Source organism: Streptomyces sp. NPDC018000, assembly GCF_044328025.1.
Classification (GTDB): Bacteria; Actinomycetota; Actinomycetes; order Streptomycetales; family Streptomycetaceae; genus Streptomyces.
This window is the reverse complement of the sequence record NZ_JBIRGM010000009.1, coordinates 46,373-72,833: the sequence shown is the minus strand read 5'-3', so window position 1 is coordinate 72,833 and position 26,461 is coordinate 46,373. Positions and strand designations below refer to the sequence as shown.

Sequence of the window (26,461 nt, the reverse complement as noted above, 5' to 3'; positions counted from 1 at the left end):
AACGGTTCCCGGAGGGTCGGCCCAATGCCCTGCGCGAAGTACGGACTGGAGGTTCCGGTCGACGGCGGAGGCCCAACACCAATGATCACCGGAGTCACCAGGGGGAGCCCGCAGCATGACCGGCACCACAGAGGCCCTTGGCGGGTCGGCTGCAGTCGACGATGCAGCACGAAGCGTCACACGCCCGTTCTACGTATACGCCGTGCTCGCCAACTCGCTGTTCCAGCGTGGCGTATTCGTCCTCTTCCTTCAGCAGCGAGGCTTCTCCGCCGGGCAAGTGACCCTCCTTCAGACACTGCTCTACCTGGTCAGCGGACTTGCGGAGTTACCGGCGGGAGTCATCGCTGACCGAATCGGCAGGCGTGCCAGCATCGTGATCGGCCAGGTGCTGATAGCTGGATGCAAAACGACAGTCGCAGGTCTTGATCTGGTCTTGATCCAGGCTCAGGCCAGAACGAAACCCGTCACCTCGCGGCCCGCTGCCAGTACTCACGCAGCAAGGCTAATTTCGCTTCGAATTTATGGTCATATCGATTGCTCGTGAATGCGCCCGGAACTGCCAAGTCTCGTCCATTCGCACGCACGAGACGCAGATCCCACCACTCACTACTTCGTGCAGTATGATGCCGCTTCTCAATTTCAGTAATTTCCGCCCACGGAATCGACTTCCTCCGGAATGGGCCCTTGAAGAAGATTCCATCAGGAGTGAGCAGCGCTCGGCCATACCCCCGGCCGATTATGTAGGTCATCGAGACAAGCCACGTACAGGAAATCGCGACTCCCCACCAGAGTGAGCCGGGCCCCTCGGAGAGCGTCACTGCAACAACCATCCCGGTGCAAATGACGGTGAAACACCCAGATACCCTCCAATTCTTGCGCCGCTCTGCAGTATCCAGAGCAATCCAAACTTCAGTCACGACTGACTCCTAACCCAAACCCAGCTGCGCATTTTAATCGAGGTCATCGGCTGGGATGGCTACGCTCATTCAAGCTGCCTCCGGCAATAGTGGCAATCCCAGTCAAGCTTATGGAGGCCCCATCACTCATTCGAGCTGCACCTCGAGCTGCACCTGATATCGCTGCATGTATAATTTGCTGCTTGAAGGGCACCCCTGGAGAATTTGCCAGCTCCGCCGCCTCCTTAGCTGCCTTTCCCAACCTAACAGCGGCGCCTGCTCCGACGAGGCTGAGCACGCCAACGGCACAGCTACCCCATTGTTTCGACGCGCACGCATCTGCTGTAGTTGCCCCAGCCACGGCAAACCCGGCCAGCATCGCCCCTGTGGTTATCCAGCCCACCGGGCTGAACATTGCAACTACGCCTAGCCCAACCCCGATCCAGCCCAACGCCGTGCTGTGATCCTGTATGAAGTTGTGGGCCGCACTAACCACCTTGCCGCCGCTGGCATCCCAGGCCTTGCCGAGGCCGCTCTTGATGCTGCCCCAGATGCCGTTCTGTTTGCGCTGCTGTTCAGCTTTACGTCGCTGCTCGGCAAGCTTGGCCTGCGCCCGATACTGCGCCGCCTTGTCCGCCCGTTGCTTCGCGTAGTAGTCATTGATCAGGTAGCCGCTGGTGTTCTGGCGGTACGCAGCATAAAGGAACTGAGACTCCGGGTCCTTCTTCGGTGTCTGGTGCCAGACCCATTTGCCGCCCTTCAAGGTGTAGCCGGCGTTCATGCCGCGGTCGCGCGCCCAGGCGTCGTCGTTGTATGAGGCGCCGCCGGCCGGGCCGTCGGGGCGGAGGCCGTCGGGGTCGGACTTGGTGAGGGGGTTGTTGTGGGCGTAGCTGTAGGCGTTCATCTGCGCCGGGTCGTTGATGTCGATGACCGGGTCGACGGAGAGGAAACGGCCGAGGACGGGGTCGTATTCGCGGGCGCCGAGGTGCGTGAGACCGGTGGGGTCGTTGATGCCGCCGACAAAGCCTCGGGTGCCAAAGGCTGTCGACTGCGTGCTGCGGAGTTGACCGAAGGGAAGTTGCTTGCGGCGGGTGAGGGCGAGAGTTCCGACCGTGATGGCGGTCATCGCCGTGCCCTGATGGTCACTGATGAGGTACGAGGTGGTCGCACCCGTGCGGACGGCTACGGTTTCGCCGTTGTGCGTGTAGTAACGCGTGCCGGTCTTGGCGCCGTTGGCGGCGATGGTGAGTTCGTTGCCTTGGGGCAGGGTGAGGGTGCTGGAGCCGTCGGCGTTCTTGGCGATGAGTCGGTTGCCGTCGGCGTCGTAGACGTAGCTGCTGGTCTTTCCGGCCTCGGTGAAGGTGGCGAGGTGGCCTTCGGTGTCCCAGATCAGGTCCTGGACGTTTGAGCCGGTGGTGCGCTTGGTGGTGTTGCCGTTGTCGTCGTACTCGAAGCTGGTGGTCCGGCCGTTGTCGGGGCCACCGGTGACCTTGGTCTGCTGGACCGCGTGGGGGCGCTTGGAGCCGGGAGCGGGGTGGGTGTAGTCGGTGGTGACGTCCGTACCGGTAGTGGTGGTGGCGTGGTCGGTCTGGCTCGTGCGGTTCCCGAGCTTGTCGTAGCCGTAGCTCTGCCAGTACGCGTCGGGACCGCCTACGGTGTCGGTGGTCGGCCCGGTTGTGTGATCACAGCCGGCCTTCGCGGTCCACGCCTCGGTGAGCCGGCCCAGAGGGTCGGTGGTGAAGCACTGGGTGTCCACCGATTTCTGGGTGTCCTGGCCGCTGGCGGTCGTGACTCCCGTGACGTTCCCGGCCGGGTCGTACGCGTAGGTGCTGTCGTCCACGCGTTGCGGTGCCAGGTCGCGGTCGGTGGTCTGTTGCACCAGGCGGCCGGTGTGCTCGTCGTAGACGAGGGACTTGTAGACCTTCTTGCCCAGGGCTGCACCGTATTCCAGACGGGTTGGGCGGCTGAACACGTCGTACAGGGTGTTGCCGACCAGGGCGCCGATCTGCCCGCTGGTCCGGAACGCCTGGTCGTCACTGTTGTAGTTGGTGATGACCCGCTCCGAAGGAACGTTGCCGACTGCCGGGTTGAGTGTCCAGAGCAGGGCGCCGGTCTCGGCCTTGTAGCCGTAGTTCCAGGTATAGGTGCCCGCGAGACCACCGGCCTGTGACGGGATGGTGACGGTGGTGGAGGTGGGCTGGTAGCGGTCGTCGAATGCGTCGGTGGCCTCGGTGTGGGCGGCGCCGTCGACATAGCGGGTGCTGCTGGTCAGCCGGCCCTTGGCGAGGGTGTCGTAGGTCCAGGAGGCCAGCGCGGAGTCGCCCTGTTTGACCTTCGTCTTGCGTCCGAGCTCGTCGTACTCCGTGGTCAGTGTGGTGTTGAGGGCATCGGTGACCGCGGTCGCCCTGCCGAGCTTGTCGTAATCGGTGTGCGTGACACCGGCATCGGGGTCGTCGACGACCGTCTTCTGGCCGCGGCTGTCGAAGGTATTGCGCCAGGTGTTGCCGTCCGGGTCGGTGACGGTGGTGGGCTCGTCGTACTTGCCGTAGCCGTAGGTGGTGGTCTGCGAGGCGGTGCGTGCGGCGTCGGTGTACTGGAGCAGTTCGGTGGTACGACCGCGGGCGTCGGTCACGGTGGTCGTGGCCGTGCCGCCCTTCGGCGGGATGACCGTGGTGCGGTCGCCTTCGTACACCGTGCTGGTGCGCCACTGTTCGTCGCCGAACTTGACGGACAGTGCGTCGGTGATCCGGCCGGTTCCGTCGTAGAGGTTCTGGGTGGCAGTGGGGACGGTATTGACGGCGGCGGTCGCCAGCTTGGCCTCGGGCAGACCGTCGGCGTAGTAGGGGGCGTACTTCTGCCAGGCCCAGCCACGGGTGTCGTACATGGTCTCGGTCATGATGCGGTTCTGGGTGCCCGTGGCCGGGGCCTGGGTCTGCCGTTCACGCAGGAGTCTGTCGTACAGGCTATAGGTGGTGCGGTAGTCGCCGTTCTGCTTCAGCGTCTTGCTGGTGACGGCGTTGTCCGCTGTCTTGGAGATGGTGTAGCCGTACTCGGCCGACGGCTTGTCCGGGTGGTCCGCCTTCGCCCAGCCGGGCTGCCACACCTTCAGCATTCGTCCGAGGCCGTCGTACACGGCGTCGGTGCGCTTGTTGTTGGGGTCGACCTCGGCGATGGCCACACCGCGTGCGGGCTCATAGGTCGTGGTGGTGCCGTGGCCGAGCGGGTTGGTCACCGTGACCGATGTCGGAGCTTCGACGGCGGTCGGGACGTAGTCGGTCTTCGTCGTCTTCTGGAGTGCGTCGGTCGAGGTCTTCTCACGACCGTGCTGGTCGTAGGTGTGGGTGGCGGTGGTGAGGTAGCCGGTGCCCTTGTCGTCCTGCTCGTCCAGCCGCGTTACGTCTCCCTTGACCGGTTCGGCGGTCAGGCTGGTCGCGTTGTCGTAGTAATGACGCTCCGTCGATATCAGGTCGGCGGGCAGGGCCGGGGTTGTGCCGCACGCCTTGGCCACGGTCTTGGACTCGGCGACCAGGTTGAGAATGTTCTTGGTTGTGTTGCGGGCGTAGGTGGTGGTGGTGCATTCCTCGTCGCCGCTCTTGGCGGTGTCGCCGAGAGCGGACTCGGTCAGGACCTGGCCGATGGGGTCGAAGGTCCGCTCGGTCCTGGTAGTCCGCCAGCCTGCTCCTACGGCTGTCCTGTGCTGCTCGCTCTTGCCGCCGGTGGCATACGCCTTGCGGTCAGGAAGGTTCTCCGGCCGCTTCTCGATAGCGGTGGCGGCGGACAGCCAGGGTTCGTAACTGGTGGTGGACTCCAGCTTGCCGCCATCACCGTTGTACACCGCCAGTTCGCGGGTCATGCCGGCGAAGGGCTCCTTGTCGGTGACCGCGATGCCTTCATTGTCCTTGACCGAGGCGCCATCGATCCCGCGGAAGTAGCGGTACTCCTGCAGGGTGCGCTTGTCGGGTGCGGCTCCGGTGCGTACCTGCACGCGGCCGTAACCCTTGCGGTCGCTGTAGGTGAGGTGCTTGGCGTTGGTGAACTCGTCATCCTTGGACTTGGTCCAGGCCATGCCGTCCAGGTACGAGTAATCCGTCTGCTTGGCGACGGCGCCGTTGGTGTTCGGGTTCTCCAGGATCTGTGTGACCACATAGGAGTGGAACCAGTCGAGGTACGGCTCGTACTCCGCACCCGGAGCATCCGGCGGCGACCACTTCACCGGGTAGCAGCGCCGGGTGTTGGATTCCGGAGTGGGCACGCTGCCCGCTTTGCAGTCCGTCGGTGAGTAGGTGATGCCGAGGGTTCCGCCGCTCTCGGTGTCGATGCCGTAGATGCGGTAGCGCCACAGCGGGGGTACGGGGTCGGGCTTGCCACCGGTGGTGGCGCCCTCGACCCGGTTGGGGAGGGTGAGGCCCTTGAAGTTCACGGCCGGCAGGGTGACGTCACCGGTTCCGGTGTGCCCGGTGCGAGTGATGGAGGTCAGCCACAGGGCCGGGTCGCTGCCGTCGCCGGTGGCGGGGAAGGAGTGGTCCAGCTTCCAGGTGTCGACCGGCTTGTGCGTGCCGCCGGTCAGGGCCGATGTGGCGATCGCCATCAGGCGCTTCCGGCTCCAGAAGGACGGCGAGTAGCGGTCCTTGCACTCCGTACCCGAAGCGCAATAACGGTCGAACGGCACGTCCGGCCAGTTCTTCGCATGCGTCTTGTCGAACGTGCCGCAGTCGCTGAGGCAGCGCTCGGAGTAGGTGAAGTCGACCTTGGCCGCCGCCTTGGCCGAGTACATGGTGTTGGAACGCAGCCCGTACTCGATGCGGTTGAGGTATCCGCCGCGGTCGTACGGGGTGGCGGTGGAAGCGCCCGTCGTGGGGTTCACGTTCCGGCCGTAGTAGTTGGACTCCTTGTCCCAGTAGTAGACCATCGCGTCGTCGTGCGTGTCGATGACCACATCGAGGTTCCAGCGCCACGCCTGCTGACACCAGGAGTCCTTGAAAGCCTCGGCATGACAGGGCTCGTTGGCCTGGTTGCCGAAGACGGGCACGGTCCAGGTTGAGTTGGTCTCGTCCTTGCCTGCGGCCCAGCCGTCGGGCCTGTTCTGGCCGAAGTAGTAGCGAGTGCCGTCCGGGGTGGTCACCTGCCAGTACTCACCGTCGTCGTCGCCGTTGGCGAGGGCGGTGTTCTTGAGCTTGACAATCTTCGTGCCGTCGTCGCTCTCCAGGTGCCACTCACCCGAAGTCGAGTCCTTGACCAGGGTGTTGGTCTGTCCGCCGAGGTTGATGACCGCGTTGTCCGTCTTCCAGCACAGGTCACCTACTTTGGCGGTGGTGTTGCTGTTGGCGGTGTCATCGGCGCACGAAATGTACTGGCGCTCGATGTATCCCGGCTCCATCGACCAGCCGTCACCGATGCCGTTCGCCTGGTTGTTCGTGGCGGCGGTGCGTCCGTCGATCGACTGCGAGGAGTATCCGAGCTTCAGGTCAGGAGCCGCCCCGCCCGGGACCTCCGGCACATCGATCGGATAGTTCCACGAGAAGGCGCCGTTCGAGCCACCGGCGGCCCATGAGGCGGACGGGGCGAGGGAAGTCGCCTTGAAGTTCCCGGAAGGGCCCGATTCCGCGGCGGTGGCAGCCAACAGCACGGTTCCCTCGGCAACGGTCGACGCTTGGCGCGAGGTCTGGCGGACCGGCGCGTCGCTCTGGTCAGCGGACCCGAGCGACGGAGCCGGTGCGGGGAGAGGGACTTCGGTGGTGAGGGAACCCGCCTTGACGTCATTGGTCGTTGGCAGTGCGCCGCCGCCAACCTTGCAGCTCTTGGCGGCCGGAGTCGTGAGCGCACAGGCCGGAACCGTGCGCAGGGTCAGGCGAGAGGCCCAGTCGCCGCCGTAGGCACGGCGGAAGCCGGAGTAGTCGAGCTTCACGTTCACGGAGCCCGAAGCGCCTTCTGTCGGGCGGACAGCGAGCAGGACCCCTTCGACGCCGAGCTTCTCGGTCGTCGTGCGGTCGAGCACCTGGACTTGCACTCGGTCCGGGCCGGACGCGCGAAGGGCGGACTTGGGGCCCTTGCCGTTCATGGCGCGACCGACTGGGCCCACGCCGTCAGTGTCTGCTGGTCGGCCTATGTGGACGGGCAGTGCGCCTGCTTTGCGGGAGCCCAGGTCGGGGACGGCGGATATGACGGAGCCCGGCTGAGGCCAACTCACCTGTGGCTGTTTCCAGGAGTGCTTGATCGTCTGATCCGGCTTGGCGAATGAACGCTTCTCTGCCAGCGAGGTCGGGACGGGATCCGGTTTCTTGAGCTTCAGCAGATTCAGCTCCGCCGCGGCCACGACGGGGCCGGCGAGCAAACCTGCGAACAGAAACGCAGTCAGGGCCACAGCGATCAACTGCACCCGCCGTGCTGTACGTCCAGCGCAGACGCGCCCGCCCCACACCATGCCCCAAGCTCCCCACCGGTGGACAGAAAGATCACAGTCAGGAACGGAAGGTAGCAGGGGCTTCACACTCTCCACATTTAAAACTGGCAGTTCATTCTCAATTACAAGCCGAAATCAAAATCCAAAATGGAGCAACCTTGCTGCCATTTTGGGTGAAATTTCACGGTTTGCATAAATCAATTTGGGCCATCTTCCCTCAGGTCGGATGAGTGTTGGCGACGTAGCGCCTGAATCACATTCCTCACGCTTCCAACACGGCCTAAGGTGCATCTCGATCAGACCAGGAGGGGGCTTCTCGTAATGAGAAATGTCATGGAAAAATCTGGACAAATAAAGACAAAAAACGTAACTGCTTCGATGGTGCTTGCGTTGGCGATTGCTCTTTCCCTTCCGCAACATGCGGAGGCGGCCGCAGCAGCACCGGGCAGAGGTCCACTCGGCAGCGACCGACCTCTGAAGTCTGTTGACTCGGAAGAGAAGGCGCTCGCGCGAGCGGCCGATACCGGGGAGCCCGTAGAGGTCCTCTCGCAGCGGACCGAGACCTCGCAGGTCTTCGCGAACCCCTCCGGAACCTTCACTCGGGACAGTTATGCCACGCCCCAGTGGACCCGGCAGGGCCATAAGCTGGTCGATATCGACACCGGCCTTTTGTCCGAACCGGATGGGCGAATTGCAACGAAGGCCACCGACGTCGGTGTGAGTTTCTCGGGCGGCGGCAATGGTCCATTGGTGAAGGTGGTACGCGACGGCCGGAGCCTTTCCTTGGACTGGCCCACAGAGCTACCGAAGCCCACGGTTTCCGAAGACACAGCGAATTATCCCGACGTGCTGCCCGGGGTGGACCTTAAGCTCAAGGCCAACAATTCCGGTTTCAGTCAGCTCTTGGTCGTCAAGTCCGCCGAAGCGGCCGCCAATCCGGAACTCAGGTCGATCGGCCTGAGATTCTCCGCCGACGGGCTGAACGTCACGACCGACGGTGACGGCAACCTGACCGCCGTCAATCCCGCCGACCAGAAAGTGTTCGTCGCCCCCGCGCCACGCATGTGGGACAGCAGTACGGCCACGCCTCCGGCCACAGCCCGTTCAGCCGCACCATCCGACGGGGGGCCGGCGTCGAACGGCGAGTTCGAGCCCGGTCACGGCGCCCGCGAATCGGTCATACCCATCCGAGTCGCCGGCGATCAGATGACGCTTTCGCCGGACCAGTCTCTACTCACGGGCGAAGAGACGAAGTACCCCGTGTACATCGACCCGGCCGTCACCGGGGCGCGCGAGGCCTGGACGATCGCCTACAAGAAGACACCGACCACCGGATACTTCAATGGAGCGGGCTGGGACGGGACCACGACGCCCACCGCACGTGTGGGATACGAGAACATGACCAACGGGCTGGCCCGCTCCATGTTCCGTATGGACACCAACAACCTTTGGAACACGAAGAAGCAGGTCATCAAGTCCACGTTCAGGGCCAAGAACTCCTGGTCGTGGTCGTGCACCAAGAAGAAGGTGGAAATATGGCTGACCGGTTCCATTTCAGCATCCACCGACTGGAACAGCCAGAACAGCACTTCGTTCTGGAAGCGAAAGCTTGACGATGTGACCGACGCCAAGGGTTACAGCTCGTCCTGCCCGGGTGGAAATCTTGCCTTCGATGTGACCTCCGGAGTGACCGAGGCCGCAAGCAAGAAGTGGCCCAACATCACACTCGGTCTCCAGGCGACCGACGAAGCGGACGTGTACAGCTGGAAGAAGTTCGACGCCAAATCGGCTGTGCTGTCCACCGAATACAACACCGTGCCCAACGCCCCGACCAGTCTGGACACAAGTCCCAGTTCGGGCGGCTGCCTGACCTCGGCCCCGTTCGTCTCCATCGGTAACACGGACGTGACACTCAACGCCAAGGTCAGCGACCCCGACGGCGGCACGGTGAAGGCCCGGTTCGACCTCTGGGCAACGGGCCATCACCCCAACGATGACCCCAACGGCGTCCTGATCGTGAGCACCCAGGTCTCGATGACCTCCGGCAAGGTCGCGCCGCTCAAGGTACCGAAAGCGACACTGCAGAAGTACCTCGCCACCGCCAACGGCAACTTCTCCTGGAAGGCCCGGGTAGAGGACAGCACCTCTCAGTCCTCATGGACACCGGCCGCCGGTCAGCCCGGTTGCCGGTTCGTCTTCGACCCCAACCGCCCGAGCACTCCCCCGACCATCAAGTCGACCGACTTCCCCGATGGCTCGGACGGCTGGCCGGAGCAGACAGGAGAAGCACGAAAGCCCGGCTCGTTCATCATCGGCAACGGCGGCGTCAACGACGTGACGTCATACGAGTACTGGACCGACTGGGACCCCACCGTCCGCACCGTCATACCCACGGCAGACCTGGACGGGGACGGGAAGAAGGACGGCAAGATCACCCTGACTCCTCCTTCGGCCGGCTCGCAAAGGGTGTACGTCAACAGTCTCGACGCGGCCAAGAACCGGTCCGACAGAACGCAGTATCTCTTCTACGCCAACAGCCCTGCTATGCCGGACAAGCCCGGAGACCTCAACGGCGACGGCAACGCCGACCTCTACGGTGAGCGCACCAACGGCGAACTGTGGCTCTACCCAGGGCAGGGGAACGGCCGCGTGGGAACAGGCGCTATGGCAGGAAACACCGACTTCAGCGGGGCCGGCATCACCCATCGCGGCGACTGGACGGGCGATGGCTATGAAGACCTGATCGCTGCGATGCCGGGTGATGGGGGCAAAACGCTGCACGTGTTTCCCAACAACGGGCTGGGCTTCGCCTGCACAAGCCGTGACGAGCAAGCGGACGGGCAGTCCCAATCCTGCCAGATCGACGCACAGGAACTCCCCGTCGCCGACGACACCAACAACCACTTTGCGGCAGCCGATCAGATCCTCGCTATCGGAGACGTCGACGGACCTCTGGACACCGACGGCGATGGAACCATCGACGTACCCGGCTACCCGGACCTGCTGGTCAAGGAAGGCAACCGGCTCTGGCTCTACTTCGGCTCCGAGTCCTTCTACCTCGACCAGAGCCGGGCACCCGTCCTGATCGGCGACGGATCGTGGTCCGACTACGACCTTGTCGCACCAGGAGACCGCACCGGAAACGGCCGCGTCGACCTGATCGCACGCCACAAGACCAACGGCGAACTGCGCCTCTATGAAGGTACGGGGAACTCCGGCGAAGGGCTCGGCTTCGGCCCGGCGTCTGTCATCATCGGGTCCAGCTGGACCCGCGCCAACCGTCCGCTGATCACGGCTGTCCCCGATGCCGACGGCGACACCAAGGCTGACATCTGGGCCACCGGAGGCGACGCCCAGCTCTACTTCTATCCGAACATCTCGGGCAGCGGAGTCGCCGTGGGCACTTCGGGATGGCAGAACTTCCAGGCACTGAGCTGATCCCAGGAGTACGTGGACGAGGTGGCCCGTACCGGTTTCCTTCCGGTACGGGCCACTCACGTGGGAGGCGGATGCGGCGCGCCCGGACCGGACCGCGCGGGACCCTGTCCCGTTCACTCCGCATCGCCCGAGGGGCCCGGGTCCTGCGCCGGGTTGGCCGCCCATCTCATGATGGGCCGGAGCGCAGGACCTCTACTCCTCCGGCGGGAACACCGCCTCCCCCGAGCCGGCCAGTGTGATCGTGATCGCCTCGACCGGGCACCCCTCGGCCGCGGCGAGGACCTGCTCGTTGGCGTCGGTCTCCGGGGCCGACGGGCGGGACTGGCGGGCGGAGTCCAGTGCGAAGCCGTCCGGGGCGTGGTTGACGCACATCCCGGAACCGATACAGATCCCGCGGTCGACCTCCACGGCCCAGCGGTCCCCCATCACGCACCGCCCTGGTAGCCGGCCGGCAGGTGGATCATCTTGTGCTCGAAGTACTCGCCGTATCCCTCGGGCCCGAACTCCCGTCCCAGGCCGGAGTTCTTGTAGCCGCCGAACGGCCCGAGCATGTCGAGGCTGAAGGTGTTCACGCTGTACGTGCCCGTCCTGACGCGGCGGGCGATGTCGATGCCGCGCTCGGTGTCGGCGGTCCAGACGCTGCCGCTGAGGCCGTAGTCGGAGTCGTTGGCGATGCGTACCGCCTCGTCCTCGTCGCCGTACGGAAGGAGGCAGATGACGGGGCCGAAGATCTCCTCGCGGGCGATCCGCATGGAGTTGTCGACGTCACCGAAGAGGGTCGGCTCCACGTACCAGCCGCGTTCCTGGGACGCCGGACGGCCGCCGCCGGTGAGGATCTTGGCGCCCTCGTCCTGGCCGATCCGGATGTAGTCGAGCGAGCGCTGCTGCTGGCGCCGCGCGACGAGGGGGCCGAGTTCGGTGGCGGGGTCGAGCGGGTCGCCGACCTTCAGCGCGCCCGCTGCCGCGGCGAACGCCTCGGCCGTCTCGTCGTAGCGGGAGCGCGGGACGAGGATGCGGGTCTGGGCGACGCACGCCTGGCCGTTGATCATCCAGGCGAAGGGCACGATGCCCGCGACGGCCGTGTCCAGGTCGGCGTCCGGGAGGATCACGGCGGCGGACTTCCCGCCGAGTTCCAGTGTGACGCGGGTGAGGTTGCGGGAGGCGACCTCCATCACGCGGCGCCCGGCGGCGACCGAGCCGGTGAACGACACCTTGTCGACGCCGGGATGCCCGACCAGGTACTCGCTGACCTCGCGGTCGGCCGGAAGGATCGACAACACCCCTTCCGGCAACCCGGCCTCGGCGGCGATCTCGGCCAGGAGGTAGGCGTCCAGCGGGGATTCGGGCGACACCTTGAGGACCGCGGAGCAGCCGGCCAGCAGTGCGGGCGCGAGCTTGGCGGCGGCGGTGAACTGCGGAACGTTCCACGGCACCACGGCCGCGACCACTCCCGCCGGTTCCCGGCGCACCAGCAGGGGCCCGAGCGCCCCGTCCCGCCGTTCCTCGTACGGGAAGGTGCGGGCGACGGTGATCGCCGCGTCCCACACCATCATCGCGGCGAGCGCCTGCACCATCACGCTGGACGTGTACGGAGTGCCGTTCTCCGAGCTGATGACCCGGGCGATCTCCTCGTACCGGACGGCGAACGCGTCCTTGATCCTGGTCACTACCGCGATCCGCTCGTCCACGGTCATCCGCGGCCAGGGCCCTTCGTCGAACGCCCGCCGCGCGGCGGCGACGGCCCGGTCCACGTCCGCCTCGCAGGCGTGCGGCACCCGGCCGATGACCTGTTCGGTGTGGGGCGAGACGACTTCGATGAAGTCCTGGCCCAGCGGATCGACCAGCTCCCCGCCGATGAACAGTTTTCCGTGTTCGACAAGCTCGGTCATGGCTGCTGCCTCCCGCGAACCGGCGCGTTATCTGATTGCCCGTCAAAATTGATACCAGTTCCAGTTCTAGGAGTCCACGCATCGGACATCACCCCTCACTACCCCATCGACCGAAGCCGATAGTCGACTTGGGCTACTACTGGAACGAGTTCTCGTTACAGTGGGCGTGGCGCAGCACCGCCGCAGGCCGCGGAGAGAGATGGGGAGCCCATGACGCAGATGACCGACCACGGCGGGGGCGTGCACAGCATCAAGGTCCCCATCCCGGACAATCCGCTCGGCCACACCCTGGTGCACGTCCTCGACACCGATCGCGGTCCTGTCCTGATCGACACCGGCTGGGACGATCCGGAGGCGTGGGACACGCTCACCGCCGGGCTCACCGCTGTCGGAACGGACATCGCCGACATCCATGGCGTGGTCATCACCCACCACCACCCGGACCACCACGGCCTCTCCGGCCAGGTACGCGAGGCGTCCGGGGCCTGGATCGCCATGCATGCGGCGGACACCGCGATCGTGCGCCGCACCCGGCAGTCGGAACCCGGCACCTGGCTGACGTACCTCGCGGCGAAGCTCACGGCGGTCGGTGCGCCCGAGGAGCATCTCGCGCCGTTGCGGGCCGCCGCGGCCGATGGAGGCCGGATGCGTACCCTGCCCGGACTGCGGTCGGCGCTTCCGGACCGGGAGATCGTTCCCGGTGAACTCCTCGATCTGGCAGGGCGCAAGCTGCGGGCCATCTGGACGCCGGGGCACACGCCCGGCCATGTCTGCCTGCATCTGGAGGAGAAACATCCGGGGAATCTGCCCGGTCGGGGCCGGCTCTTCTCCGGGGATCATCTGCTGCCGGGGATCAGTCCGCACATCGGGCTGTACGAGAACCCGGACGACGCGGCGGTCACCGACCCCCTGGGCGACTACCTCGACTCGCTGGAGCGCATCGGCCGGCTCGGGGTCGCGGAGGTGCTGCCCGCCCATCAGTACGCGTTCACGGATGCCGCGGGGCGCGTTCGGGAACTCCTGGACCACCACGAGGAGCGGCTGACCGGACTGCTCGGACTGCTGGCCACACCGCTCACGCCGTGGGAACTGGCCGAGCGGATGGAGTGGAACCGGCCGTGGGAGCAGATCCCGCACGGCTCACGGAACATCGCGGTCTCCGAGGCCGAGGCGCATCTGCGGCGGCTGGTGAAGCTCGGGCGTGCGGAGGCCGTGCCGGGGAGCAAGCCTGTGACGTACGTCGCAGTTTGACGGGAGGCTCCCAAGGACAGGCGTCGGCGCCCCGCCCGGCCCGGAGGCCGTCCGATCCCGCCCGGCCCGGCCAGTGACGTATATCGCTGCCCCGGGCGGTCCTCCGCCCAAGGGAGGCAGGATATGGCCCGGTAGAGTGGGCGAGTCGTCATCATGCCCGTTCAGGGGGAAGCCGGTGCGAATCCGGCACTGACCACGCAGCCGTGAACCGTCGTCGAAGGCGGTGAGTCGGAATGCCCTGTCCGCGGTCGTGACCGGCTCGCACCACCGGAACCCCGGTGGTCGGCACCGTCGAGGTATACGGAGCCGGAGCCTGGTGCGTAAGCGTGCCTGTGCCCGGCTCCCCCGCAGGAGAGGCCCCGCCCGCCATGACCGTACGCCGCAGCGCAGCAACGCTCGCCGCCACCGTCGCCGTGTTCTGTGCGGCCGCTGCGCCGGTCGCGGTCGCGGCCCCGTCCCCGTCCCCCTCGCCGTCCGCCGCGCTGCCGTCCGGGCTGTACGGCACGAAGGACCCCACCTACGACGGGGTCTGGCGGCAGTCGCTGGCCTTCCTCGCCCAGCGGGTCGAGGGCGTCACGCCCGCCAAGGAGTCGGTGGACTGGCTGATCGCCCAGCAGTGCGCCAACGGCGCCTACGCCGCGTACCGGGCCGACGTCTCCAAGCCGTGCGACAAGAAGACGGTGCTGGACACCAACGCCACCGCCGCCGCCGTCCAGGCGTTCGTCGAGGTGGGCGGGCACCGGGACACCGTGAACAACTCGGTCCGCTGGCTGAAGTCCGTGCAGAACGAGGACGGCGGCTGGGGCTACACCCCGGGCGCGCCCAGCGACGCCAACTCCACCTCGCTGGTGATCGGCGCCCTTGCCCGGCAGGGGCAGCGGCTCGCGGACATCACGACCCCCGAAGGCAAGACGCCCTACGACCCGCTGCTCGCGCTCGCGATCCCGTGCGGCGGCAAGGACGGCGGCGCCTTCGCCTACCAGCCCGACAAGTCCGGGAAGCTCGCCGCCAACGCGGACGCCACCGCGGCCGCCGTGCTCGGCACGATGGGCAAGGCCATGGCCGTGGGGAACAACGCCGCAGCGGGCAATGCGCCCAGCTGCCACCCGGGGTCCGACCTCACGCCCGAGCAGGCCGCGCAGAACGGCGCCCACTTCCTCGCGGACGCCCTCTCGACCAGCGGTCATCTCGACCTGGCGCCGATGCCCGGCGCCACCGACTCCACCCCGCAGCCCGACGTCGGCAACACCGCGGACGCGGTCGTCGCGCTGTCCGCCGCGGGCCACCAGGACAAGGCGGACAAGGCCGTGACCTGGCTGAAGAAGAACTCCAAAGCCTGGGCCGAGCAGAACGGTCCCGCCGCCTACGCGCAGCTGGTCCTGGCCGCGCATGCGACCGGCGCCGACGCCCGCGACTTCGGCGGCGTCAACCTGATCGACAAGCTGAACGCGACCGGTCCCACCCCCGCGGCCATCACGACGCCCGACCCGTCCGCCGACACCGGATACCTGCCCACGGAGAAGGACGAGGTCCACAGCGGGGACGACGTGATCGGCGGCGTGTGGTGGTACGTCGGCATCGGCCTCGTCGTCGGTGCCGGCGCCGGCTTCCTGATCAGCGGCCGCCGGAAGAACCAGCAGCCGTGAGGCGGGCGGGAAGGGCCGCCGCTCTCCCGGTGGTCCTGGGCGCCGTCCTGACCGTGCTGTGCGCGGGACCGGCCCAGGCGGCCGGGTACCGGTACTGGTCGTTCTGGGAGGGCTCCGGCACCGGCTGGACGTACGCCACCCAGGGCCCGTCCCTGATCCGGCCGGACGACGGCGCGGTGCAGGGCTTCCGGTTCTCGGTGAGCGAGGACTCCCAGGACTCCGCGAAGCCGCGCCGCTCCCCCGACTTCGCGAAGATCTGCGCGGAGACCCCGGCCAAGGACGGCACCAAGCGGGTCGCGCTGGTCATCGACCCGGGCACGGCGGCGGACGCCCCGGCCGGGGAGACGCCGCCCGCGCTGCGCACCGCGTGCGCGCGCGTCGCCCCGGACGCGAGCGCCGCGGAGGCGCTCGCCGCGGTGGCCAAGCCGCTGCGCTACAGCAGCGACGCGATGCTCTGTGCCATATCCGGCTATCCGGATTCGGGCTGCGGCGAACAGGTCTCGGGCAACGGAGACGAGACACCTGCCGCGTCCGCGGCCGGGTCCGCCGCCGACGCCTCGGACGCCTCCGACGGTTCGGGCGACTCCGGCGGCGGTCCGTCCGCCGGGCTGCTCGTCGGTGTGGGCGCCGTTCTCCTCCTCGGCATAGCCGCAGTCGCGCAGGCCCGCCGCCGCCGCGGATGACCGCCTCGACCAGCAGCCCGGTCCGGCTGCGCCGCCCGCTGCGCGCCCCCGAGGCGACCCGGAGCAACGCCCTGCCGGCCGGGGCCTGGTGGCTGTGGGCGCTCGGCCTCGCCACCGCCGCGTCCCGGACCACCAATCCGCTGCTGCTCGGGCTGCTCGTGGGGGTGGCGGGCTATGTGGTCGCGGCGCGCCGCACGGATGCGCCGTGGGCCCGCTCGTACGGGACATTCATCAGGATCGGGCTGTTCGTCATCGCCGTGCGGCTGGTCTTCTCCGTATTTCTCGGTTCGCCGATCCCCGGTACGCATCCGGTGTTCACGCTCCCCGAGGTGCCGCTGCCCGACTGGGCGAAGGGCATCAGGATCGGTGGCCAGGTAACCGCCGAGCAGCTGCTCTTCGCGCTGTACGACGGGGCGAAGCTGGCCACCCTGCTGATCTGTGTCGGTGCGGCGAACTCGCTCGCCAACCCGGCCCGGCTGCTGAAGTCTCTGCCCGGTGCGCTGTACGAGGCGGGGGTCGCCGTCGTCGTCGCGATGACGTTCGCGCCGAACATGGTCGCCGATGTGGCACGGCTTCGCACCGCACGGCGGCTGCGGGGCCGTCCGACGGGCGGCATCAAGGCGGTGCTCCAGATCGGACTGCCGGTCCTGGAGGGCGCGTTGGAACGGTCGGTCGCGGTGGCGGCGTCGATGGACGCGCGCGGATACGGGCGCACCGCACAGGTCCCGCCCGCCGTCCGGCACACCACGAACGTCCTCACGCTCGGCGGGCTGCTCGGGGTGTGCGCGGGTACGTACGGGCTGCTGGCCGCGCAGGGTGCGGTGTACGGACTGCCGCTGCTGATCGCCGGGCTCGTCGCCGCGATGGCCGGGCTGCGGCTCGGCGGGGCCCGTTCGGTCCGTACCCGCTACCGGCCCGACCGGTGGGGTGTACGGGCCTGGCTGGTGGCTGGTTCGGGGATCGCCGTGGCCGTGGCGATGATCTGGGCGGGCCGTGTCGACGCGGAGGCGCTGCACCCCGGAGTCGTACCGCTGACCGCGCCGGTGCTTCCGCTGTGGCCCGCGGCCGCGGTGCTGATCGGGCTGCTGCCCGCGGTGGTGGCGCCCGTGCCGCCCCCGGTGGGTGCCCCGGACTCCAAGGAGAACGAGTGATCCGGTTCGAGCATGTCTCGGTGCGGTACGAGGGGACGGAGCGCCCCACCCTCTCCGGGGTCGATCTGACCATCCCCGAGGGCGAGTTGGTGCTGCTCGTCGGTCCGTCCGGGGTCGGCAAGTCGACGCTGCTGGGTGCCGTTTCCGGTCTCGTACCGCACTTCACCGGCGGCACGCTGAGCGGCCGGGTCACGGTCGACGGGCGCGACACCCGTACCCACAAACCACGCGAACTCGCCGATCTGGTCGGCACGGTGGGCCAGGACCCGCTCTCCCACTTCGTCACCGACACGGTCGAGGACGAGCTGGCGTACGGGATGGAGTCACTGGGCCTCGCCCCCGATGTGATGCGGCGGCGGGTCGAGGAGACCCTCGATCTGCTGGGTCTGGCCGGGCTGCGCGACCGGCCGATCACCACGCTCTCCGGCGGCCAGCAGCAGCGGGTCGCGATCGGCTCGGTCCTCACCCCGCACCCGAAGGTCCTGGTCCTCGACGAGCCGACGTCCGCGCTGGACCCGGCGGCAGCCGAGGAGGTCCTCGCCGTGCTGCAGCGGCTGGTGCACGACCTCGGTACGACGGTCCTGATGGCGGAGCACCGCCTGGAGCGTGTGGTGCAGTACGCGGACCAGGTCGTCCTGCTGCCGTCGCCGGGCGCCGCTCCGGTCATGGGCGCGCCCGCGGACATCATGGCCGTCTCCCCGGTCCACCCGCCGGTCGTGGCGCTGGGCCGGCTGGCGGGGTGGGAGCCGCTGCCGCTCTCGGTCCGTGATGCCCGGCGCCGGGCGGCGGACCTGCGCGAGCGGCTGGCGCAGGCACAGCCGCCCCGTCCGTCGCCCGTACCGGCCGGGACCGCAGTGGCCCCGCTGCCCACCGTGCCCGCCCCCACGCGGCGCGGCGCCCTCGCCCGGCTGCTGGGCCGCGGCGCCCGGACGGCCACCGCCGCTCCCGAGCCCGTCGTCGATGCCACCGCCCGGGTCGAGCGTCTCGGTGTACGGCGCGGGCGCGTCGAGGCGCTGCGCCGGGTGACGCTCACCGTCTCCCCCGGTGAGACCGTCGCCCTGATGGGCCGCAACGGTGCGGGCAAGTCCACCCTGCTGGCCACGCTCGTCGGCATGGTCGAGCCGACCACGGGCACCGTCCTCGTCGGCGGCCGGATCCCGCACCGCACACAGCCGCGCGAGATGGTGCGCCGGGTCGGGCTCGTGCCACAGGAGCCACGCGATCTGCTGTACGCGGACACGGTCGCCGCCGAGTGCGCCGCGGCCGACGCCGATGCGGGTGCCGCAGCGGGCAGCTGCCGGGCCCTGGTCTCCGAGCTGCTGCCCGGCGTGCCGGACGACACCCACCCCCGTGATCTCTCGGAAGGGCAGCGTCTGGCGCTCGCCCTGGCCGTCGTGCTCACCGCGAAACCCCCGCTGCTGCTCCTGGACGAGCCGACCCGCGGTCTGGACTACGCGGCGAAGGCCCGGCTGGTCGGGGCGCTCCGCGGGCTCGCGGCCGAGGGCCATTCGATCGTCCTGGCCACGCACGATGTGGAACTCGCCGCCGAGCTGGCGCACCGGGTGGTGATTCTCGCCGATGGGGAGACCGTCGCGGACGGGGAGACCCGCCAGGTGGTGGTCTCCTCCCCGGCGTTCGCCCCGCAGACCGCGAAGATCCTCGCCCCGCAGGAGTGGCTGACCGTGACACAGGTGCGCGACGCTCTGGGAGCCCCGTCATGACTGGGCGCCGGACACGGCCGGTGCGTCTCGGGCCGCGCGCGATCGCCGCGCTCGTCCTCGTCAGCGCGATCGGTGTGGTCGCGTTCGGCTGGCCACTGCTGGCCGGTGCGCACTCCGGGCTGGCGCACTCCCAGGACGCGCCGTGGCTGTTCGCCGCGCTGCTTCCGCTGCTGGTCGGCGTGGTCGTCGCGATGATCGCGGACTGTGGCCTCGACGCGAAGGCGGTGGCGATGCTGGGGGTGCTGGCCGCGGTCGGCGCCGCGCTTCGTCCGCTGGGCGCGGGCACGGCGGGGCTGGAGCCGATGTTCTTCCTGATGGTGCTGAGCGGCCGGGTGCTCGGGCCCGGTTTCGGCTTCGTGCTCGGCGCGGTGACGATGTTCGCGTCCGCGCTGCTCACCGGTGGAGTCGGTCCGTGGATGCCGTTCCAGATGCTGTCGATGGGCTGGTTCACGATGGGCGCGGGCCTGCTGCCGGGCCCGGACCGGCTGCGCGGCCGGGCGGAACTGCTGATGCTCGCGGCATACGGGTTCGTGGCGGCGTTCGCGTACGGCACGGTGATGAACCTGTACGGCTGGACGGTGGTGCCCCCGCTCGGCTCGGGGATCTCGTTCCACGCAGGTGATCCGCTGACGGACAATCTGGTCCGCTTCCTCGCGTACTGCGCAGCCACTTCGCTCGGCTGGGACCTGGGTCGCGCCGCGCTGACCGTGGTGCTGGTCCTCACCGTCGGTGCGCCGCTGCTGAAGGCACTGCGCCGGGCCACCCGCCGCGCCGCCTTCGAGGCCCAGGTCACATTCGACGCTCCCGGCGAGTGAGGACCCCGTCAACTTCATATAAGTTGGCCAGCTTAATAACTCGTTGGTCCATCTAGGCGCATTTTGCTCGGGTGTCCGTTCCCGTCAGCGGCCGGAGCGTTGTCACGTACGTGGAACCTCGAGAATTCTGGGAGCGAAACGCCGTACTGGCGGAAGCATTCTGCGCCAGTGACGAACGCATGCGTCTGGCGCAGGCCTTGCTGGACGAGGCACAGGCGGAACGGAGCCGAACGCTTGCGGCTTTCGCCGTCATGGTCGGCGACGACGGCTCGATCGCAGACATGATGGGACTCAACGAACGCGAAGTGCGATTAGCGCGACGCACGGTGGGCCGCAGTGACGCCCGGACCCTTGCCGAGGAACTCCTGAGCCAGCCCCCGCAAGCGGCGAAGGAAGCTGTGGCCGAGCCCCCTTCCGCGCCCGAGATCACCGTGCCGCATCCGCGCGAAGAGGTGACCGTTCCGCTACTGGGCACGCCGCCGCCTGCCCCTGCCTCGCCCCCGCCCCCTCTTCCTGCGTCGCCCGTCGAGGTGGAGAACACGGTCGTCTGGTCGCCCAGCATGGACTCCGTGCTGCTGTGGAGCTGGGAATCCGGCCTCGACGTCCAGACGGTCGCCGCCGAACTCGGTCTGGAGGTACGGGCACTGCTGATGCGCGTGCAGGAGCTCGCCAACGACGGACTGCTCACGCTCGCGACCCCGGTCGCCGAGGTGAGCCGGTCCGGACGGCACCGCCGCCAGCACGAAGACGGGTACGCCACATTGTTCGGCCCCACCACCACCTTCCCCACCCACGTGCCGTACTGAGCGGGCCACCCGCCCGCCAGGACATGCGGTCGCGCGTGGCGCCGGTACCGGCGTGGGCCCCCGACCGGAGGTACATCCGGCGACACCCCGGCCGGGGGCCCACCTCCACAGCGCCGCGTTACAGCCGCTGGATGATGGTGCCTGTCGCCAGCGCGCCGCCCGCACACATCGTGATCAGCGCGAACTCCTTGTCACGACGCTCCAGTTCATGCAATGCGGTGGTGATCAGCCGGGCCCCGGTGGCGCCCACCGGGTGACCGAGCGCGATGGCTCCGCCGTTGACGTTGACCTTTTCGAGGTCCTGCTCGAAGACCTGGGCCCAGCTCAACACCACGGAGGCGAAGGCCTCGTTGATCTCGACGATGTCGATGTCCTTGAGCGACATTCCAGCCTTGCCGAGCACCGCGCGGGTCGCGTCGATCGGTCCGTCGAGGTGGAAGTGCGGGTCGGCGCCGACCAGTGCCTGCGCGACGATCCGGGCGCGCGGCTTGAGCTTGAGCGCGCGCGCCATCCGCTTGGATGCCCACATGATCGCGCAGGCGCCGTCGGATATCTGCGAGGAGTTGCCCGCGGTGTGGATCGCGGTGGGCATGACCGGCTTGAGGCGGCCGAGCCCCTCCATCGTGGTGTCCCGTAACCCTTCGTCCCGGTCGACCAGCCGCCACATGCCCTGTCCGGCCGCCTGCTCCTCCTCGGTGGTCGGTACCTGGACCGCGTACGTCTCCCGTTTGAACCGCTCCTCGGCCCAGGCGACAGCCGCTCGCTCCTGCGAGATCAGCCCGAGCGAGTCGACGTTCTCCCGGGTCAGTCCGCGGTTGCGGGCGATGCGCTCGGCGGCCTCGAACTGGTTGGGCAGGTCGACGTTCCACTCGTCGGGCCAGGGCTTGCCCGGTCCGTGCTTGGAACCGCTGCCCAGCGGCACCCGCGACATGGCCTCGACGCCACAGCTGATGCCGATGTCGATCACTCCGGCCGCGACCATGTTGGCCACCATGTGGGAGGCCTGCTGCGAGGAGCCGCACTGACAGTCCACGGTGGTCGCGGCGGTCTCGTACGGAAGGCCCACGGTGAGCCAGGCGGTGCGGGCCGGGTTCATGGACTGTTCGCCGGCGTGAGTGACCGTACCGCCGACGATCTGTTCGACGCAGTCGGCGTGGATGCCGGTGCGGCCGAGAAGTTCTCGATAGGTCTCGCCCAGCAGATAGGCGGGATGCAGATTGGCAAGCGCGCCTCCGCGCTTGCCGATGGGGGTGCGTACGGCTTCGACGATGACGGGTTCCGCGGCCATGAGCTCGTCCTCTCCTCGCACTTCCGCAGGGGCGTCCCGGCGCCCACGGAGGGGAACTGGTGCCGCGGCCGACGGGGTTCGCCCCGTCGCGGCGGGGCGAACCTTGCCGGCCGCGGCACTAGTACGCGTTCTAGTTCTGCAAGCAGTCTTGTGGGGCTTACCCCCGGTACGCAAGGGTCTTGCACGCACCTTGCGCCCGCTTCACGCCTGTCTCACCCGCTCTTCATGCAACAGATCGGCCCACCTCTCTTGCCAGTTGCAGAACTCGTTACTACCTTTCGGGCAACTTCTGATGGGTCGTCAGACATCGTTCGGGCGACTCTCGGCCCGACCTGGAGTTGCCGATGTCCTGCCCCCATCTGCCCGAAGGGTTCGACTTCACCGATCCCGACCTGCTTCAAGCCCGCATTCCGCACCCGGAGTTCGCACAGATGCGGCAGACCGCACCGGTCTGGTGGTGCACCCAGCCGGCCGGTATCTCCGGTTTCGACGACGAGGGCTACTGGGTCGTCACCCGGCATGCGGACGTCAAGTACGTCTCCACCCACCCCGAGCTGTTCTCCTCGAACACCAACACCGCGGTCATCCGGTTCAACGAGTCGATCAGCCGCGACCAGATCGATGTCCAGAAGCTGATCATGCTGAACATGGACCCGCCCGAGCACACCCGGGTCCGCCAGATCGTCCAGCGGGGCTTCACGCCTCGGGCGGTGCGCTCCCTGGAGCAGGCCCTTCGCAGCCGCGCCCGCCGGATCGTCGAGACCGCTCTCGCCGCCGCGGGCGACGACGGTTCGTTCGACTTCGTCACGAATATCGCCGTCGAACTGCCGCTCCAGGCCATCGCGGAACTCATCGGCGTACCGCAGGAGGACCGGGCCAGGATCTTCGACTGGTCCAACAAGATGGCCGCGTACGACGATCCCGAGTACGCGATCACCGAGGAGGCCGGCACCGAGGCGGCCATGGAGCTCGTCTCGTACTCGATGAATCTGGCGGCCGCCCGCAAGGAGTGCCCGGCCAAGGACATCGTCTCCCAGCTGGTCGCCGCGGAGGGCCAAGGGAACCTCTCCTCCGACGAGTTCGGCTTCTTCGTGATCCTGCTCGCCGTCGCCGGGAACGAGACCACCCGTAACGCCATCAGTCACGGCATGCACGCCTTCCTCACCCACCCCGATCAGTGGGAGCTCTACAAGCGCGAGCGGCCGGAGACGACCGCTGAGGAGATCGTCCGCTGGGCCACCCCCGTGGTCTCCTTCCAGCGGACCGCCACCCAGGACCTCGAACTGGGCGGGCAGCAGATCAAGAAGGGCGACAGGGTCGGGATGTTCTACTCCTCGGCCAATAACGACCCCGAGGTCTTCGAGCACCCGGAGACCTTCGACATCTCCCGCGATCCCAACCCCCACCTCGGTTTCGGCGGCGGCGGTCCGCACTTCTGCCTCGGCAAGTCCCTTGCCGTGATGGAGATCAACCTGATCTTCAACGCGGTCGCGGATGTGCTGCCGGATCTGCGGCTGGTCGGCGACCCGCGGCGGCTGCGCTCGGCATGGCTCAACGGGATCAAGCAGCTTCAGGTCAGCACCTCCGCGAGCGCCACGGGCGTCGGCACCGCCGCGAGCTGACCGCTTCCCGCAGCTCCGGACGGCGGGTGCCTCCACCTCACACCCCGGCCCCCGCCGTCCGTACCGGCAGACCCGTGCCCCCGTCCCAACACCCGCGTGGCCCGCAACTCCGTGGTGGACTGGTTGGCCAGGCTGTCCGCGTTGTCGCCGAGCCCGGCGCCCGCTTGCCGTCTCCACCGAACCGCTCGCCCCTGCCGGCCGATCCGGGCAAATCCGTTCGCTCCTCCGATCGTGATCAAGTCAGAATGCTCGGCATGACATGGACCGTGGCCCCCGATGCCTTCGACTCCCCCGACGCCGCGCTGCTGCGTCGCGACTATTACGACGAGGTCGCCAGCCGCTACTGGGGCCGGCCCGCGACCGCCGAGGAGGTCGACGAGGGGCTCACCGGCGACGGCGCCGACCGGCTCGCCCCGCCCACCGGCCAGTTTGTCGTCGGCCGGTTCGAGGGGAAGCCGGCCGCCTGCGCCGGGCTGCTGGTGGTGGACACGGACATCGCGGAGCTGACCCGGGTGTTCGTACGCCCCGAATACCGCGGTACGGGCGGCGGCGGACTGCTCCTGGCCGCCACCGAGAACGCGGCGCGCGCCTTCGGCGTACGGACGATCAGGCTCGACACCCGCACCGACCTGGTGGAGGCACGGGGGCTGTACGCCAAGCACGGCTATCGGAAGGTTCCGGCGTTCCACCGGCGGCCGTACGCGGAGCACTGGTTCGCCAAGGAGCTGTAGGAGGTGCCGGAGGTGTGGAAGGTGTCCGCGGGGCGACTCACTCGGGTCCGGCCGCGTGGTCCCGTCTCGGCTCGGGGCTGCGGGGCCGTTCCTTGCTCGACCCGTTCGTCTCGGCGGCCAGCTCCTCCACGAGTTTGATGAGATCGGTCGGCCGTTCCGGCCCCCACCAGTCGCCCAGCAGTTCGGCCATCGACTCCTCACGGGCCTCCGCGAGCTTCACCACCACTTCCGTACCGGCCTCGGTGAGCACCAGCTGTACACCTTCGCGCCGGACCAGCCCGCGCTCCTCCAGCTGACGCGCGGCCGCGCTGATCACCCGCAGGGGCACCGGGGCGACCTCGGCGAGCAGGGCCGGTGCGACCGTGCCGTGCCGGGCTATGCGCAGCAGCATCCAGCTCGCCGCGGGCAGCAGGTCGTACCCCGCCCTCTTGGTGATCTCCTCGTAGACCTGACGGCGCCCCGCGCGGGTGGCGAGCACCGAGAGGGCCCGGGCGCATTCGTCGTACGAGGACCGCTCGACCGGGTTCGACGCCAGCGTCTCGCTGGGCTCCGGCGCGGTCACCGAGCCGCGCAGCTTGTCCTCCTTGAGGAACCACGCGAAGACGAAGGCGACCAGGACGACGGGTGCCGCGTACACGAACACATCGGTGATCGAGGTCGAGTACGCGTGGAGCACCGAGGTCCGCAGCGCGGGCGGCAGCCGGCCGATGGCGCGCGGGTCGGCGGCCAGCCCCTCGGCACTGACCCCGGGGGGCAGTGAGCGGCCGGCGAGCGCCGCAGCCAGTTTGCCGGTGAGCCGGTTCGTGAAGATCGTGCCGAAGACCGCGACACCGAACGAGGCGCCGATGGAGCGGAAGAAGGTGGCTCCGGACGTGGCGACGCCGAGATCCTCGTACTTGACGGCGTTCTGCGCGACCAGCACCAGGACCTGCATCACCAGGCCGAGGCCGGCACCGAAGACGAAGAAGTACATGCTCATCTCCAGGGTGCTGCTGGTCTCCGTGAGTCGGTGCAGGAGCTGCAGTCCGATCGCGGTGATGCCTGTGCCCGCGATCGGGAAGACCTTCCAGCGGCCGGTGCGGCTGACGATCTGCCCGGACACGGTCGAGGTGAGGAGCAGACCGAGCACCATCGGGAGCATGTGCACGCCGGACATCGTCGGCGTGATGTGGTGCACCACCTGCAGGAAGGTCGGCAGATAGGTCATCGCGCCGAACATCGCGAAGCCCACGACGAAGCTGATGACGGCGACGAGGGTGAAGGTCCTGATCCGGAACAGCGTCAGCGGAATGACGGGCTCTGCGGCGCGGCGCTCCGCGTACACGAAGGCGATCAGCAGCAGCACGCTCAGGACGGCGAGACCGATGATCTGTGCCGAGTCCCAGGCCCAGGTGGTGCCGCCGAGCGAGGCGACGAGGACCAGGCAAGTGGCGACGGAGGCGATGAGGAAGGTGCCGAGGTAGTCGATGGTGTGCTGGGTACGGCGGACCGGGATGTGCAGCACGGCCGCGATCACGGTCAGCGCGACGACGCCGATCGGCAGGTTGATGTAGAAGACCCACCGCCAGCTGAGGTGCTCGGTGAAGAAGCCGCCGAGAAGCGGCCCGAGGACGCTCGTCCCGCCGAAGACCGCTCCGAACAGACCCTGGTACTTGCCTCGTTCGCGCGGCGCGACGATATCGCCGACGATCGCCATCGAGAGCACCATGAGGCCGCCACCGCCAAGTCCCTGAAGGGCCCGGAAGCCGATGAGCTCCGGCATGTTCGCGGCGACGCCGCAGAACGCCGAGCCGATGAGGAAGATGACGATGGCCATCTGGAAGAGCTTCTTGCGCCCGTACTGATCGCCGAGTTTGCCCCAGAGCGGGGTCGCAGCGGTCGACGCCAGCAGATAGGCCGTGACCACCCAGGAGAGATGTTTCAGACCGCCGAGGTCGCTGACGATGGTCGGCAGCGCGGTGGAGACGATGGTCTGGTCGAGTGCGGCCAGAAGCATGCCGAGAAGCAGCGCACCGATGGCCACCATGACCGAGCGCGTGGAGCGGTCCTCACCGGGGGCCGGGGCCGGAGGGCTCAGGTGCTGGGCCATAGAACATCTCCTCGGGTCCACTACAACCCCATCCT

At 68.1% G+C, this 26,461-nt stretch carries 17 protein-coding genes and 1 riboswitch; of the genes, 11 read left to right on the top strand and 6 right to left on the bottom strand.

Annotated features, from left to right (window positions below):
- Positions 1-115 precede the first annotated feature (115 nt).
- Positions 116-544, top strand: a complete 429-nt coding sequence (locus ACH4EW_RS20210) for an MFS transporter (RefSeq protein WP_398258677.1) — start codon at positions 116-118, stop codon at positions 542-544.
- Here the strand turns inward: ACH4EW_RS20210 and ACH4EW_RS20205 are convergent.
- Both ACH4EW_RS20205 and ACH4EW_RS20200 read right to left on the bottom strand, forming a co-directional pair.
- Positions 465-749 (bottom strand): PH domain-containing protein, encoded by a 285-nt coding sequence (locus tag ACH4EW_RS20205; RefSeq protein WP_398258884.1) that lies wholly within the window; start codon positions 747-749, stop codon positions 465-467. The two genes, ACH4EW_RS20210 and ACH4EW_RS20205, sit on opposite strands and share 80 nt — an antisense overlap.
- Positions 750-960: 211 nt before the next feature.
- Entirely contained in the window at positions 961-7,272 is a 6,312-nt protein-coding gene (locus ACH4EW_RS20200; protein WP_398258675.1) for an RHS repeat domain-containing protein, read from the bottom strand.
- Between the two features lie 345 nt (positions 7,273-7,617).
- Between ACH4EW_RS20200 and ACH4EW_RS20195 the strand changes: the two genes are divergently transcribed.
- Positions 7,618-10,734, top strand: coding sequence for a DNRLRE domain-containing protein (locus ACH4EW_RS20195; RefSeq protein WP_398258673.1), 3,117 nt, complete (start codon positions 7,618-7,620; stop codon positions 10,732-10,734).
- 192 nt (positions 10,735-10,926) lie between these two features.
- On the opposite strand, the gene ACH4EW_RS20190 is transcribed toward ACH4EW_RS20195, so the two are convergent.
- Both ACH4EW_RS20190 and ACH4EW_RS20185 read right to left on the bottom strand, forming a co-directional pair.
- A complete protein-coding gene (locus tag ACH4EW_RS20190) occupies positions 10,927-11,160 on the bottom strand; it encodes a ferredoxin (RefSeq protein WP_398258671.1) in 234 nt (77 codons plus the stop codon).
- Entirely contained in the window at positions 11,160-12,623 is a 1,464-nt protein-coding gene (locus ACH4EW_RS20185) for an aldehyde dehydrogenase (RefSeq protein WP_398258669.1), read from the bottom strand. Before ACH4EW_RS20185 ends, ACH4EW_RS20190 begins: the two co-directional genes overlap by 1 nt.
- 210 nt (positions 12,624-12,833) lie before the next feature.
- Here ACH4EW_RS20185 and ACH4EW_RS20180 point away from each other — a divergent pair, with 210 nt between their 5' ends.
- The 7 genes from ACH4EW_RS20180 (at position 12,834) to ACH4EW_RS20150 (ending at position 20,696) form a co-directional block, all read left to right on the top strand.
- Positions 12,834-13,874, top strand: a complete 1,041-nt coding sequence (locus ACH4EW_RS20180) for an MBL fold metallo-hydrolase (protein ID WP_398258667.1) — start codon at positions 12,834-12,836, stop codon at positions 13,872-13,874.
- Positions 13,875-13,995: 121 nt separating this feature from the next.
- A riboswitch (cobalamin riboswitch) is annotated at positions 13,996-14,135 on the top strand.
- A gap of 107 nt (positions 14,136-14,242) precedes the next feature.
- Entirely contained in the window at positions 14,243-15,520 is a 1,278-nt protein-coding gene (locus tag ACH4EW_RS20175) for a prenyltransferase/squalene oxidase repeat-containing protein (RefSeq protein ID WP_398258665.1), read from the top strand.
- Entirely contained in the window at positions 15,517-16,203 is a 687-nt protein-coding gene (locus tag ACH4EW_RS20170) for an SCO2322 family protein (RefSeq protein ID WP_398258663.1), read from the top strand. Before ACH4EW_RS20175 ends, ACH4EW_RS20170 begins: the two co-directional genes overlap by 4 nt.
- A complete protein-coding gene (locus ACH4EW_RS20165) occupies positions 16,200-17,354 on the top strand; it encodes an energy-coupling factor transporter transmembrane protein EcfT (protein ID WP_398258661.1) in 1,155 nt (384 codons plus the stop codon). Before ACH4EW_RS20170 ends, ACH4EW_RS20165 begins: the two co-directional genes overlap by 4 nt.
- Positions 17,351-19,075, top strand: a complete 1,725-nt coding sequence (locus ACH4EW_RS20160) for an ABC transporter ATP-binding protein (RefSeq protein WP_398258659.1) — start codon at positions 17,351-17,353, stop codon at positions 19,073-19,075. Before ACH4EW_RS20165 ends, ACH4EW_RS20160 begins: the two co-directional genes overlap by 4 nt.
- A complete protein-coding gene (locus tag ACH4EW_RS20155) occupies positions 19,072-19,890 on the top strand; it encodes an ECF transporter S component (protein WP_398258657.1) in 819 nt (272 codons plus the stop codon). The genes ACH4EW_RS20160 and ACH4EW_RS20155 overlap by 4 nt, the downstream gene beginning before the upstream one ends.
- 179 nt (positions 19,891-20,069) lie before the next feature.
- Positions 20,070-20,696, top strand: a complete 627-nt coding sequence (locus ACH4EW_RS20150) for a hypothetical protein (protein ID WP_398258655.1) — start codon at positions 20,070-20,072, stop codon at positions 20,694-20,696.
- 118 nt (positions 20,697-20,814) lie between these two features.
- On the opposite strand, the gene ACH4EW_RS20145 is transcribed toward ACH4EW_RS20150, so the two are convergent.
- Positions 20,815-21,984: a steroid 3-ketoacyl-CoA thiolase gene (locus ACH4EW_RS20145; RefSeq protein ID WP_398258653.1), complete on the bottom strand. Its 1,170-nt coding sequence runs from the start codon at positions 21,982-21,984 to the stop codon at positions 20,815-20,817.
- A gap of 344 nt (positions 21,985-22,328) precedes the next feature.
- Here ACH4EW_RS20145 and ACH4EW_RS20140 point away from each other — a divergent pair, with 344 nt between their 5' ends.
- Both ACH4EW_RS20140 and ACH4EW_RS20135 read left to right on the top strand, forming a co-directional pair.
- Entirely contained in the window at positions 22,329-23,606 is a 1,278-nt protein-coding gene (locus ACH4EW_RS20140; RefSeq protein WP_398258651.1) for a cytochrome P450, read from the top strand.
- A 254-nt stretch (positions 23,607-23,860) separates the two neighbouring features.
- A complete protein-coding gene (locus ACH4EW_RS20135; RefSeq protein WP_398258649.1) occupies positions 23,861-24,337 on the top strand; it encodes a GNAT family N-acetyltransferase in 477 nt (158 codons plus the stop codon).
- Positions 24,338-24,374: 37 nt separating this feature from the next.
- On the opposite strand, the gene ACH4EW_RS20130 is transcribed toward ACH4EW_RS20135, so the two are convergent.
- Positions 24,375-26,426, bottom strand: a complete 2,052-nt coding sequence (locus ACH4EW_RS20130) for an MFS transporter (protein WP_398258647.1) — start codon at positions 26,424-26,426, stop codon at positions 24,375-24,377.
- Positions 26,427-26,461 lie beyond the last annotated feature (35 nt).